Origin of the sequence: Ruegeria sp. HKCCD7296, from assembly GCF_013110775.1 — a bacterium.
Lineage (GTDB): Bacteria > Pseudomonadota > Alphaproteobacteria > Rhodobacterales > Rhodobacteraceae > Ruegeria.
Window position 1 is genome coordinate 76432 of record NZ_WVRF01000007.1, and the last position, 12226, is coordinate 88657.

Here is a 12226-nt window from a genome sequence, read left to right on the forward strand (position 1 = left end):
CCTACTGCGCAGGATGTGACGGCAGGTTCGGCATCGCCACCCAACTGGGCAGTTCGTCTGGTGAAACCGAGACGTGCAGACGCTCGGATTGGTCGCGGCCTACTTTGCGGTGTTTGCGCAGAAGGAAAATCTTGCCCCAACCGCGCCACGTGCCCACCGAACGCGCATGTGGATCAATGGGGAAGCGATCGCGCCAGCCCTCAGGCAGCGGCAGCCCGTGCATCTCGGCCTTGTCCAGCATCCAGATCAAAGAGATGTTGCTGAGCGGTCGCGCCTCTTCGTACCCGTTCAACTGCCCGCCGACATCGCCATGAGTTCCGCGGAACCAGACCTGTTCTACGTGACCCTTGAACTCAGGCGTGCATTTCCAAAACACCGGGTCGAAAACCTCGCGTGTCTCGTCCAACGCCATCGCGTGATAGCCGTGGCGGGTGGAAGGGCCCAGTTGATGGTTGTGAAAGGCGTGGCGCTCTTCGGCCCAGCGCCACAACAGCGGCAGCCGCAAACCCAACGCCTTGACGGTGTCCCAGACCCCAATCATCTCGATCTCAACCCCGTCGTGGCAGAACTTGCGGCGAAAATCTCGCGCGGCGGTGCCACTGGGATTGCATTCATAGTGGCGATAGGCTTGCTGGATGTTGCGCTCGGTCGCGTGTTCAGCCTTGAGCAAACCGATCATGTCGATCACTCCGGCCAGACTGCGCACGCCATAAGCTCCACGCGAATAGCCGATGAAATAGATACGGTCCCCAGGTTTGTAGCGTGAGGCAAGATAGCCATAGGAACGGCGGATCTGGCGGTTGATACCCCGCCCCATCATCACATCCAGCGAGGACTTCCAGCTTTCCCACTGCACGCCCGCCTCATAAAAAACCGAAACCTTGCTGCCCATTTCGCAACACAGCCGCAAGGTTTGCCCCGCATGGGTCTCGAACCCCGGTTCGAGCGTCGACATAGTGCCGTCAAGGATGATGACATGGCTGAGCGGTTCGCGGTGAAGAACCTCGGCAGAATGTTCGGACCGCAGGGGCCGTCCGAGCCATCCCAGAACCTTTCTACTCAGCCGCGACAGATTCATGCGTCAGCAATTCCCATACTCTTTGAGGTGTGAAAGGCATATCCGCCCGCCGCACCCCGTGATCCCAGAGCGCGTCCTGAACCGCGTTTGCCACCGCGGCCAGCGCGCCCACTGTACCAGCCTCGCCGCACCCTTTCATGCCCATCGGGTTCGAGGTTGACGGAACCGGCACCGAGGTAAACTTAATCATGGGTATGTCAGTCGCACGGGGCAAGGCGTAATCCATAAACGAAGCCGTGAGCAGCTGCCCGTGTGCATCGTGCACAACACGCTCGCTCAGCGCCTGTCCGATGCCCTGAACCACCCCGCCATGAACCTGCCCTTCCGCCAGCATCGGATTGATAAGATTACCAAAATCATCAACGACCGTATAGCGATCAACCCACGTTTCCCCGGTGTAAGAATCGATCACGACTTCGGCAACATGCGCGCCATTGGGATAGCTTCGGGCATCCAGGTTGGCGCGGGCTTCATGCTGTAGCAAATCCATACGCCCGTCGATGCGCGCCATCTCGGCCGCCTCGGTCAGGGTTGGCGTCAGGTTGGACCCCGGCGCGCGGAATGTCTCGTGGTCAAAACTCACATCGTTTTCCTCGACCCCCATCTTATCGGCAAGATAAGGCGTGAATGCGGCGATCATCTTGTCGATGGTCGCCAGGGTCGCCGTGCTTTGCACTGTGACCGAACGCGAGCCACCCGTGCCGCCGCCATGGCCAAGCCTGTCTGTATCGCCCTGAATGACAGAGATCTTGTCCATGGGAATGCCGGTCTGATCGGACAAGAAATGGGCATAAACCGTCTCATGCCCCTGCCCGTTCGACTGCGTGCCCACGTAAAGGTTCACTCTGCCATCCTCGCAAAACTCGACCTTTGAGTTCTCGGAAGGATCACCCAAAATACTTTCGATATAGTAACAAAGGCCCTGCCCCCTGATCAGGCCGCGCTCGGCATCCGCCGTTTTGCGGGCCTCAAAGCCGATGGTCTGGCTGGCTGCGCGGCTGAGGATCATGTCGAAATCGCCGACATCATAGGTTTCGCCAGTGGCCGAGGTGTAAGGAAAATCGTTGGGGCGGATAAAGTTCTTGCGCCGCAGCTCCCACGGATCAACCCCCAACTCACGCGCTGCACGGTCCATAACGCGTTCCAACACATAGATCGCCTCGGGGCGGCCCGCACCGCGATACGCATCGACCTGCGTTGTATTGGTATAGAACCCCTCGACCCGCAGATAGGTGGTTTGCACGTCATAGACGCCCATCAGCACCTTGCTGAACAGGCTTGTCTGAATCGCCTGACCAAAATGGCTGTTGTAAGCACCAAGATTGACCTTGCTGTGAACACGGTAAGCCGTGATCTTGTGATCAGCGTCAAAGGCCAGTTCGGCCAACGAGTGCAGGTCGCGGCCATGGTGATCGGACAGCATCGCCTCGGACCGGTCCGACATCCAGTGCACTGGCTGGCCCAACTTCATCGCAGCGACAGCGACGCAGAAATATTCAGGATATGGCATCACTTTCATGCCGAATCCGCCGCCCACATCCGGCGTGGTGACCCGGATATCCTCAGCATCAAGCTTCAGCTTTTGAACCAGTTGCGCCTTCATCGCCCAGACGCCCTGCCCGCCGTAAGAAAAATGCAGACGACCATCGGACCAATCGGCCTGACATCCGCGTGGTTCCAACGAGCTGATGATGACCCGGTTGTCCTCCACGTTCAGCGACACGGTATGAGCCGCGTCCTGAAAAGCGGCCTCGGTGGCGGCTTCGTCACCCAGCCCCCAATCAAAGGCCCGGTTGTCGGGGGCTTCTGGGTGCAGAATCTCACCGCCTGCCTTCACGTCCAGCTTGGCAGGGCGCTCTTCCGTGTCCATCCAGATCAACTCAACCGCGTCCTGCGCCTGTGCCAGCGTGTCCGCGATAACAACCACCACCGGCTCGCCGACAAAGCGCACGCGGTCCTTGGCCAGCATGTGCCGCTCCGGAGCCGCAGCCTTCGATCCATTGCGGTTTTGTAAAACGGCGGCGTTTAGCACCGTGTCGATGCCCGAAGCTGCCAGATCATCCAACGTCATCACCAGTCGCACACCTTCGGCAGAGCGCGCATCCTCAAGATCTAAACTTGTAATTTCCCCATGGGCCACCGGGCTGCGGAAGAAGGCAGCAAACAGCGCATTTTCAGGCACGGCATCAGCCATGTAACGCCCCTGCCCAGTCAGGAACCGCTGATCTTCGGTCCGTTTGACGGGCTGGCTCCTGCCGAATTTTTCCATGGACGGTCCTCCTTATGGATCTTGCGGCCGAGCCTAGCCCGTGCCCCGACGATGTCCAGCGGGGCTCACGGAAATTCGTTTGTGCCTGCCAGATGTTGGAGTAGGTTTGGTCATGACCTGGACCCACGACACCGTTTTTCCTTTTTCCGCTCCGCTAACTGGCGGTCAGAGCGTGACACATGACGTCTATGTCGGCGGAGAGGGGCCACCGATCCTGATCCTTCAGGAGTTGCCCGGAATCGGACCAGAGACTTTGGCGCTGGCAGCAAAGCTGAACGCATCCGGTTTTCGTGTCTACCTGCCACATCTGTTCGGCACCTACGGCAAGGTCGAGATGGCCAAAAACACCGCCCGTCTATTTTGCGTTCGGAAAGAGTTCAACATCTTCGCCAGAGGCAAACAAAGCCCCATCGCAGGGTGGATGCGTGCCCTAACTCATGAGATCAAACAGCGCGAAGGTAGCGCCGGTGTAGGTGTCATCGGTATGTGCCTGACAGGCAGTTTTGCCCTGACTTTGATGGCCGAAGACGCCGTTGTTGGTGGGGTCGCCAGTCAACCTGCTTTGCCAATATTTGGTGGTAAGCATCTTCACATGAGCACGCAGGATATCGGCGCAGCGTCGGCAGGCATGGCCGCGAAGGGGCCCGGGCTGGCGATGCGGTATTCCAAAGACAAACTGGCACCTAAGAAACTGATGCACGCGTTGGAGCGGGCTTTCGGCGATCTGTTGGAGACAGTGGAATATCCTGGCAGGGATCACTCGCTGCTGACGCTGGATTTCCACGAACCTGCCTATCAGCGCGTGGACGCCTACTTCAAAGCCCGCTTTGGCATGAGCTAAGCGCGCAAGGCCTTTCCCTTCCTGCCTCCATTCGCTATTGCAGGCGCTGACCCGAATTTGTTGACGCAGGACGCACCCCATGGCGATGGAAAAGACATTCAACGCGGCCGAGGCCGAGGCCCGCATCTATGAAGCCTGGGAACAGGCCGGAGCCTTCAAGGCAGGCGCGAACAAATCGCGCGACGAAAGCTTTACCATCATGATCCCGCCGCCCAACGTCACGGGTGCGTTGCATGTGGGTCATGCGTTCAACAACACGTTGCAGGACATCCTGATCCGCTGGCACCGAATGCGCGGGTTCGACACGCTGTGGCAACCCGGTCAGGATCACGCGGGCATCGCCACGCAGATGCAGGTCGAGAAGATGCTGGCCAACACGCAGCAGCCCGGTCGGCGCGAGTTGGGCCGTGAGAAGTTCCTGGAAAAAGTCTGGGAATGGAAAGGCGAGTATGGCGGTACAATCATCGAACAGCTGAAGCGTCTGGGGTCATCGTGTGACTGGTCGCGGAACGCCTTCACCATGGCCGGTGCTGCAGGTGATCCACGCACCGGGCATGAGAACTCGGCCAACTTCCACGACGCCGTGATCAAGGTTTTCGTCGATATGTACGAAAAGGGCCTGATCTATCGTGGCAAGCGTCTGGTCAACTGGGACCCGCATTTCGAGACCGCGATCTCGGACCTTGAGGTCGAGAATATTGAGGTCGCCGGTCATATGTGGCACTTCAAATACCCCTTGGCCGGTGGCGAGACATATGAGTATCTGGAAAAAGATGAAGATGGGAATGTGATCTTCCGCGAGGAGCGGGATTATATTTCCATTGCCACGACCCGCCCCGAAACCATGCTGGGCGACGGCGCAGTGGCGGTCCATCCGTCGGATGAGCGTTACGCGCCAATCATCGGGAAACTTTGCGAAATCCCGGTTGGTCCGAAAGAGCATCGCCGCCAGATCCCGATCATCACTGATGACTACCCCGATCCCGATTTCGGCTCGGGCGCGGTAAAGATCACCGGTGCGCATGACTTCAACGACAACATGGTGGCCAGGCGCGGCGGCATTCCGATGTACCGCCTGATGGACACCAAAGGCGCGATGCGAGCCGATGGCGCGCCTTACGCCGACGAAGCCGACAAGGCGCAGGAATACGCGCGCGGCAAAGCATTCACCGAGAACGAAATCGACACGATCAACCTGATTCCCGATCACCTGCGCGGGCTTGATAGGTTCGAAGCGCGGGCGAAGGTGGTGGAAGAAATCTCCGCTGACGGCCTGGCCGTGATGACTCGCGCGGATGACCCGCGTCTGGGCACCAAGCTGGGCGAGGATGACGACCCGGCTGCGTTGGTCCCGCTGGTCGAGAGCAAACCGATCATGCAGCCCTTTGGCGACCGCTCGAAAGTCGTCATTGAGCCGATGTTCACCGACCAGTGGTTCGTCGACGCCGCCAAGGTCGTCGGCCCCGCGCTGGATGCGGTCAAGGACGGCACGGTCAAAATCATTCCTGAATCGGGCGAGAAGACCTATTACCACTGGCTGGAAAACATCGAGCCCTGGTGCATCTCACGCCAACTGTGGTGGGGGCATCAGATTCCGGTTTGGTATGGCCTTGATCTCTCGGCTGAGAACTTCGAGGACGACGAAAACGACGGTGATCTTGATTTGGTCGAACTGGGCCGTTTGCTGAACGAAGGCGGCATGCTGCACCGCGGCAACGTCATGGAATGCGCAGCGAACCTGAAAGCCGTTACCGAGAAGTTCCTGGATGATAATGCCAACATTCCAAGTCCATTGAGCCACGCGACGGTTATCGAAGTCGCTGACAAGCAGGAAGCCATCCATCAATTTGCGGAAAGCCTGGCTCAATATGCAGTCGAACAGGATCCAACCAAGCTGGTCTACCCGGTTTGGCGCGACCCCGACGTCCTCGACACATGGTTCTCCTCCGGCCTCTGGCCCATCGGCACGCTGGGCTGGCCCGAACAGACCGAGGAACTGGAGCGCTACTTCCCCACGGACGTTCTGATCACCGGCTTCGACATCCTGTTCTTCTGGGTCGCCCGGATGATGATGATGCAACTGGCCGTGGTCGATCAGATCCCGTTCCACACCGTCTACCTGCATCAGCTCGTCCGCGACGAGAAGGGCAAGAAGATGTCGAAGACCACCGGCAACGTCATCGACCCGCTGGAGATCGTGGACGAATTCGGCGCCGACGCGCTGCGCTTTACCAACGCCTCGATGGCCGCGATTGGCGGCGTGTTGAAACTGTCGCGCGAGCGCATCACCGGCTATCGGAATTTCGGCACCAAACTGTGGAATGCCGTCCGCTTTGCCGAGATGAACGAGGTCTTCACCGACGCCGTTCCTCAACTAGACGTGGCCGATCTGAAGCCTAAAGCCGCCGTGAATCGCTGGATCATCGGTGAAACCGCCCGCGTGCGCGAAGAGGTTGACGCGGCGCTGGAAAGCTATCGTTTCAACGATGCGGCCAACGGGCTTTACGCCTTTGTCTGGGGCAAAGTCTGCGATTGGTATGTGGAGCTGTCAAAACCCCTGCTACAAGGCGACGACGCCGAGGCACAGGCCGAAACCCGCGCCACCATGCGATGGGTTCTGGATCAGTGCATGGTCCTGCTGCACCCGATCATGCCCTTCATCACCGAAGAGCTGTGGGGCCTGACCGGCGCGCGAACCAAGATGGTTGTCCACGCTGAGTGGCCGAATTATTCCACCGCTGATCTGGTGGATGCCGATGCAGATCGTGAGATGAACTGGGTGATCTCGGTGATCGAAAACACCCGTTCGGCCCGTGCGCAGATGCGAGTACCGGCTGGCCTCTACGTCCCGATGCTGGTGACCGAAATCGACGCCAACGGCCAAGCCGCGTGGGACCGAAACGAGGCTCTTATCAAACGCCTGGCGCGGATCGACAGCCTGACCAAGGCCGACGAACTGCCCAAGGGCACCATCTCTATCGCCGCCCCCGGGGCCTCCTTCGGACTGCCGCTGGCCGACATCATCGACATCGGTGCAGAAAAAGAACGGTTGGAAAAAGCCAAAACCAAACTGGCCAAGGAACTCGGCGGTCTGCGCGGACGTCTGAACAACCCTAAATTCGTGGCCTCGGCCCCGGAAGAGGTTGTCGAAGAAGCCAAAGCCAATCTTGCCGCCCGTGAAGAGGAAGAGGCGAAACTGAACGAAGCGCTCGCCCGCCTGGCAGAAATCGCCTGATCTTCTTCTCGTTCCAAATACGGAATTCCCAGCCTCACCGCCCTAACCGGCGGTGAGGTTTTTGTTTGCGTTCAAAGCTTTCCCCTTGTTCGCAACACCAAGCAGTTGCTAGCAATTCAGCACCAATACTCCCGAGGCCCCGATGGCAAAGCCCCTTCCCCCAGTGCAAACCATTTCAACCGGGCTGGTCGTTTCAGTGGTCGGGTTCTTCAGTTCCTTCCCCATTATTCTGCAAGGGCTTGAAACCATGGGAGCTTCGGAAGCCGAGGCTGCCTCGGGCTTGATGAGTGCAGCGATTGCGATGGGGTTGGCTGCGATCTTTCTCAGCCTACGCTATCGGCAGCCGATCAGCGTCGCCTGGTCTACTCCGGGTGCTGCCCTTTTGGCAGTGTCCGCCACCCCGGCAGAAGGCTTTTCGGGCGCAATCGGGGCCTTCCTCTGCGCCGGCGCACTGACGGTATTGGCCGGTCTCTGGAAACCGCTGGGACGTTTGGCCGCCGCAATCCCGACGACGCTGGCCCAAGCTATGCTGGGGGGTGTGCTGCTGCCGTTGTGCATCGTCCCATTTAAGGCGGCAGTCGAACTGCCCTGGCAAGCCCTTCCCGTTATCCTGACATGGTTCATCGCGGGGCGTTTCAACAAACTGTTCGCAGTACCCGCCGCAGTGGTTGCCGCAGCACTGGTTGTCGTCTTCAGCGCCGAAGGCACCTCCGTGCGGCCCGAAAGCTTTCTTGCGCCCCCCGTTTGGACGATGCCCACTTTCTCGCTCGCGTCGGCCATCGGCATTGGTCTGCCCCTTTTTGTCGTCACGATGGCCACGCAGAACATCCCCGGCATCGCGGTCATGCGCGGTTTTGGCTACACGTCTGAACCGGGTAAGCTGTTCTCGTCAGTGGGTGGCGCAAGTCTGTTGTCCGCCCCATTCGGGGCACCCGCGACCTGCCTTGCTGCCATCACGGCCGCCATGTGCTCCAACGAAGACAGCCACCCGGATCGGGCCTTGCGCTATTGGTCAGCGATCATGGCGGGGCTGTTCTATTGCCTGTTTGGTGTCTTCGCCGTGGCCATCACTGGTTTCGCTGCTCATGCCGACCCACTGCTGATGGGGACGCTGACCGGTGTCGCTTTGATCGGAGTGATGGCCAACGCCACCTTCGCCGCGCTTGAAGTTCCAGCCGAGCGCGAAGCGGCAATCCTGACCTTTGCCATAACAGCTTCGGGCATTACTGCGTTTGGTCTGGGCGCGGCTGTTTGGGGGCTGCTGGCGGGCGGGGTCGCCTACCTGATCTCGCAACGCATCAGATAGATGGTTTGTCTGGTATCACAGATCGCTTAAAGTAAACCCATGTTTGGAGCATTGGCAAAACTGGTCGAACGCCAGATCAAAAAGGCTCAGGCTGAGGGCCAATTGCAGGGGCTGGAGGGTGAAGGCCAACCACTGCCTGACAGGTCGCCTGAAGCGATGAGTGATCCGGCCATCGCCGCAGTTCACAGGATCATGGCGCAAGCCGGTGTGTTACCGGAAGAGTTCGACATAAAAAAGCAGCTCGACGCAGCGCGGCAGACCTATGCCAACCTGACTGACCCGGCCAAGCGAAAAGCCGCGATGGCCCACATTGCCGATTTGGAGATGCGCTACAACATGGCCCGCGACGCACGCCGGGCCTTTATGCGCTGATTACTTGAACTCGGGCTTGCGGCCCTGCATCTGCGCCATCACAACCTCCATCTGGTGGGGCTTGCCGATCAGTCCGACCTGTTCGGCGGATTCTGCCATCAGAACGTCGGCACGCGCCTGCGACTCGGCAACTTCGATAAGGCGTTTGGCGGCGCGGATAGCCGAAGGGCTTTGACCGGCGATATTCTCGGCAAGGGCCAAAGCTTCGGTCAGCGGATCATCAGAAAGCTGCGTCACCAACCCCCAATCCGCCGCCTGCTGCGCGCCGATGGGACGCGCGGTGTAGGTCAGCAGTCGCAGCACATCCGAACGAACCAGGCGCGGCAACAGAACCATACCGCCCATGTCGGGAATGATCCCCCATTTCATCTCCATCACGGCCAGTTTGGCCTCTGGATGCGCAATTCGAATATCCGCGCCCAGCGCGATCTGCAGGCCACCACCGAAAGCCACGCCCTGAATGGCGCAAATTACAGGCACCGGGACGCGTCGCCAGATCAGTGCCAGCTCCTGCATCTCGTTGGCGTCCTCGTGGCTTCGGGTCATCAGCCATTCAGTTGGGTCCATGTGCGCCATCTTGGCAAAGCTCGCCATGTCGAGCCCTGCGCAAAAGCTCTTGCCTTCACCTGATAGCACCACGGCGCGGGCGTCCGAGGCCGCGACTTCTTGCCCTGCGGACAGAAGCGCCTTGATCATCGCATCATCCAACGCATTCATCTTGTCGCCCCGGGTTAGGGTGACATGGGCAACATGATCTTGGTAGGTGACGGATACGCGTGACATGGGGAACCTCCCGTAATATTCGTGTTGCAACCATGCCCGGGCCGACGGCCAAATACCACTGCGACGTCAGGGCAAATCGCTGACGGGCATCCGCGCAAACCACGGGGAATCGAGCGTCATGACGTAGAACTGATCCGCCACGATCTTACCCCCGGTCGTGATTCCCAAACGACCCTGCGGATCCTGCAACGTGCGCAAAATACGACCTTCACCATCGAACTGCACCATCATGCCACGATGGATCGGTGCAGGGCGGACGGCTGGACCCAGCCGCCAGATGATCTTACGCAAAAACGGATACGGCATCAGTGCCTCTGACGGTACACGTGGGCTGGCGAAGGCCATCCAATAGGTGCCATCGCCTTGCGCCTCGATGTTGTCTGGATAGCCGGGTAGGTTATCCATCAAGACGTTCTGCTGCCCGGCCTTCGGACCGGTCAGCCACAGTTTGTGCACCCGTGCCCGACCCGTTTCGGCGATCAGCAAAAAGTCTTCTTCCGGGGACAGGGCGACACCGTTGGTGTAGACGAACCCTTCGGCGATCTTCTGGGTGGTACCATCGGGCGTGCGACGGGCGACATAGCCTGTTTCGGACTGCTCCCAAATGGTCAGAACCGAGGTTGGTTTTGTCCCACCCATGGTTTCGGGATCAAAACGGTCAGAAGAGTTCGAGAAATAGATCGTGCCATCCTGTGCCACATCCAACTGGTTGGCATAGATCACTGGCGCACCTTTGATGTCACCTACCACCGTTTCCAAGGTACCCGGCCCAGTCCAGCGCATCACGCCGCGAAAGCTGTCAGCAACATAAAGCGCGCCGTCAGGCCCGGCCTTGAGACCCAAAGGGCGCCCGCCCAGACGGTCGACCTCTACAGGTTCTTCTTCTTCGATGCGGTAGAGGGTACCCGCCCGACTGGTGGTATAAACCGATCCATCGGGCATCACCGCGATGTCTTCGGGGCCGACCTCATCCCTCGGCAGGCGGACTAGCTGTGCGGAATCCAGCGCCGCATTTTCAGCGAAATCTCCTGTAAACCCAGCATCTTCCGGCATTTCAACTGCGACGGGCGTTACCGGAACGGGCCAGAACAAAAGATAGGCGAGGCCCAACAGAATGACAGCTATGAGAATGCGCATCTGCGCTCCTTTATTCAAAGTCTTTGCTAGCGCGCCGGATGGCACATGCTTGCTCAATCTTCGGGCTTAGGGTTATCTGCGCACATGACCGGACCTCGATACACCCCGCTTGCCCAATCCCTGCCCGCCACCGTGCCCTTTGTCGGCCCTGAAACGCAAGAGCGGCAACGCGGTGCGCCGTTTGGTGCGCGTCTGGGTGCAAATGAAAGTGTGTTTGGCCCCTCGCCACAGGCTATCGACGCGATGGCGCAAGCTGCGTCTGAAATCTGGATGTATGGCGACCCCGAAAACCATGACCTGCGCGACGCCCTGGCAAAGCACCATGGCGTGATGCCAGAAAATATCGTGGTGGGCGAAGGGATTGACGGGCTTCTGGGTTATCTAATCCGACTGCTGGTCGGTACCAAAGATACGGTGGTGACATCGGACGGGGCTTACCCGACCTTCAACTATCATGTGGCCGGATTCGGAGGTGTTCTTCACAAAGTGCCCTACTCCGGCGATCACGAAGACCCGACAGCGCTGTTTGCCAAGGCGGCTGAAGTCGGGGCCAAGTTGGTTTATCTGGCAAACCCGGACAACCCGATGGGCAGCTGGCATTTGGGTGCCGATATCGTAAATGCGATGAAGGACTTGCCGGAAAACTGTTTGCTGGTACTGGATGAGGCTTATGTGGAATGCGCACCCGAGGGGACGGCGGCACCAGTCGACGCAAATGATCCCCGCGTCATCCGGATGCGGACATTCTCAAAAGTTTATGGCATGGCAGGTGCGCGCGTTGGATATGCCATAGGCGCGCCGGACCTGATTTCGGCCTTCAACAAAGTGCGCAATCATTTCGGCATGAACCGCGCAGCGCAGGCAGGTGCTTTGGCCGCACTCCAGGATGCAGACTGGCTGTCGCATGTCCAGAACCGGATCGCGGACGCGCGAGAGCGTATCGGCGCGATTGCACGCGACAATGGATTGCAGCCACTGCCGTCGGCCACCAATTTTGTTGCGATCGACTGCGGGCACAATGGGGATTTCGCCAAAGCGGTGTTGGATTCACTGGTCGAACAGGGAATTTTCGTACGCATGCCGTTTGCCGCGCCTCAAAACAGATGCATTCGAGTAAGTTGTGGAGAGGCGGCGGATTTGGACGCATTTGCAGCGGCTTTGCCCAAGGCTCTGGCGGCAGCTCGGGCGCAAACCGCCTGACCGCT

The 12226-nt window shown here is 59.3% G+C and carries 9 protein-coding genes; 5 read left to right on the top strand and 4 right to left on the bottom strand.

Annotated elements, in window-relative coordinates:
* Position 1: 1 nt before the first annotated feature.
* Both GS632_RS11525 and GS632_RS11530 read right to left on the bottom strand, forming a co-directional pair.
* The gene (locus GS632_RS11525) at positions 2 to 1078 is read right to left on the bottom strand and encodes a DUF2235 domain-containing protein (RefSeq protein WP_171238173.1); all 1077 of its coding nucleotides are present in this window, start codon (positions 1076 to 1078) and stop codon (positions 2 to 4) included.
* Complete coding sequence (locus GS632_RS11530) at positions 1056 to 3347, bottom strand: xanthine dehydrogenase family protein molybdopterin-binding subunit (RefSeq protein ID WP_171238172.1); 2292 nt, start codon at positions 3345 to 3347, stop codon at positions 1056 to 1058. The genes GS632_RS11525 and GS632_RS11530 overlap by 23 nt, the downstream gene beginning before the upstream one ends.
* 112 nt (positions 3348 to 3459) lie before the next feature.
* On the opposite strand from GS632_RS11530, the gene GS632_RS11535 reads away from it, so the two are divergent.
* From GS632_RS11535 to GS632_RS11550, 4 genes are all read left to right on the top strand, one after another.
* On the top strand, positions 3460 to 4188 hold the full coding sequence (locus GS632_RS11535) for a dienelactone hydrolase family protein (protein WP_171177795.1): 729 nt from the start codon (positions 3460 to 3462) through the stop codon (positions 4186 to 4188).
* A gap of 79 nt (positions 4189 to 4267) precedes the next feature.
* Complete coding sequence (locus GS632_RS11540; protein WP_171238171.1) at positions 4268 to 7423, top strand: valine--tRNA ligase; 3156 nt, start codon at positions 4268 to 4270, stop codon at positions 7421 to 7423.
* Between the two features lie 142 nt (positions 7424 to 7565).
* Positions 7566 to 8729, top strand: coding sequence for a benzoate/H(+) symporter BenE family transporter (locus tag GS632_RS11545; RefSeq protein WP_171238170.1), 1164 nt, complete (start codon positions 7566 to 7568; stop codon positions 8727 to 8729).
* Positions 8730 to 8768: 39 nt separating this feature from the next.
* Positions 8769 to 9101, top strand: a complete 333-nt coding sequence (locus GS632_RS11550) for a DUF1992 domain-containing protein (RefSeq protein ID WP_171238169.1) — start codon at positions 8769 to 8771, stop codon at positions 9099 to 9101.
* Here the strand turns inward: GS632_RS11550 and GS632_RS11555 are convergent, their stop codons facing one another.
* Both GS632_RS11555 and GS632_RS11560 read right to left on the bottom strand, forming a co-directional pair.
* Positions 9102 to 9884 (bottom strand): crotonase/enoyl-CoA hydratase family protein, encoded by a 783-nt coding sequence (locus tag GS632_RS11555; protein ID WP_171238168.1) that lies wholly within the window; start codon positions 9882 to 9884, stop codon positions 9102 to 9104.
* A gap of 66 nt (positions 9885 to 9950) precedes the next feature.
* Complete coding sequence (locus tag GS632_RS11560) at positions 9951 to 11021, bottom strand: SMP-30/gluconolactonase/LRE family protein (RefSeq protein ID WP_171238167.1); 1071 nt, start codon at positions 11019 to 11021, stop codon at positions 9951 to 9953.
* Between the two features lie 84 nt (positions 11022 to 11105).
* Between GS632_RS11560 and GS632_RS11565 the strand changes: the two genes are divergently transcribed.
* Complete coding sequence (locus tag GS632_RS11565; protein ID WP_171721849.1) at positions 11106 to 12221, top strand: pyridoxal phosphate-dependent aminotransferase; 1116 nt, start codon at positions 11106 to 11108, stop codon at positions 12219 to 12221.
* Positions 12222 to 12226 lie beyond the last annotated feature (5 nt).

Bases quoted from the DNA above. Each gene is read 5' to 3' on its own strand.
- GS632_RS11545 (WP_171238170.1), top strand. From the start codon at position 7,566: ATGGCAAAGCCCCTTCCCCCAGTGCAAACCATTTCAACCGGGCTGGTC.
- GS632_RS11555 (WP_171238168.1), bottom strand. From the start codon at position 9,884: ATGTCACGCGTATCCGTCACCTACCAAGATCATGTTGCCCATGTCACC.
- GS632_RS11560 (WP_171238167.1), bottom strand. From the start codon at position 11,021: ATGCGCATTCTCATAGCTGTCATTCTGTTGGGCCTCGCCTATCTTTTG.
- GS632_RS11565 (WP_171721849.1), top strand. From the start codon at position 11,106: ATGACCGGACCTCGATACACCCCGCTTGCCCAATCCCTGCCCGCCACC.
- GS632_RS11540 (WP_171238171.1), top strand. From the start codon at position 4,268: ATGGCGATGGAAAAGACATTCAACGCGGCCGAGGCCGAGGCCCGCATC.
- GS632_RS11550 (WP_171238169.1), top strand. From the start codon at position 8,769: ATGTTTGGAGCATTGGCAAAACTGGTCGAACGCCAGATCAAAAAGGCT.
- GS632_RS11525 (WP_171238173.1), bottom strand. From the start codon at position 1,078: ATGAATCTGTCGCGGCTGAGTAGAAAGGTTCTGGGATGGCTCGGACGG.
- GS632_RS11535 (WP_171177795.1), top strand. From the start codon at position 3,460: ATGACCTGGACCCACGACACCGTTTTTCCTTTTTCCGCTCCGCTAACT.
- GS632_RS11530 (WP_171238172.1), bottom strand. From the start codon at position 3,347: ATGGAAAAATTCGGCAGGAGCCAGCCCGTCAAACGGACCGAAGATCAG.